This is a genomic window from Mesorhizobium sp. M7A.F.Ca.ET.027.02.1.1, assembly GCF_004022985.1.
GTDB lineage: Bacteria > Pseudomonadota > Alphaproteobacteria > Rhizobiales > Rhizobiaceae > Mesorhizobium.
Genome location: NZ_RZOL01000985.1, coordinates 1 through 394 on the forward strand (window position 1 = coordinate 1; position 394 = coordinate 394).

2 protein-coding genes are annotated in these 394 nt (G+C 64.5%); both read right to left on the bottom strand.

Annotated elements, in window-relative coordinates; genetic code table 11:
- On the bottom strand, positions 1-118 hold a 118-nt coding region (locus EN749_RS39520; RefSeq protein WP_348629417.1), incomplete at its 3' end, for a Stf0 family sulfotransferase.
- Positions 119-155: 37 nt separating this feature from the next.
- Positions 156-257, bottom strand: a complete 102-nt coding sequence (locus tag EN749_RS39350) for a hypothetical protein (RefSeq protein ID WP_245491608.1) — start codon at positions 255-257, stop codon at positions 156-158.
- Between the last annotated feature and the right edge of the window lie 137 nt (positions 258-394).

Sequence of the window (394 nt, forward strand, 5' to 3'; positions counted from 1 at the left end):
GGTAGAATGAGTGGGGATCACCGGTCGTTCCGGTGGCCGCCAACAGCTTGCACAGCAAGGTGCTGCCGGTTCTGGGCGTGCCGCAGATGATGTATCCGTCGAACATGGGCGCTCGCATGACAGGGCTGCTGCCCAAGGAGAGATGGTGGCCGCCGCTATAGCTGAAACCGTTGCTCGATGCGACGGGCACATTGCAGCGGCGTTTGGGCGTTCGTCTCGACTTCGAGATCGTAGCGTATCCGGTTGTGGACGCTCATATTGCCAGCGCGCCAGCCCCGCCAACCTGTCGGCGCAGCGCTTCGCGCCCTCGGCCCTTACCGGTTGCGCACCACCACGCAGGCGCCGCCGACGCTTTGCAGCTTCTGGCAGATGACATTGGCGGCGCCTGCGTGGT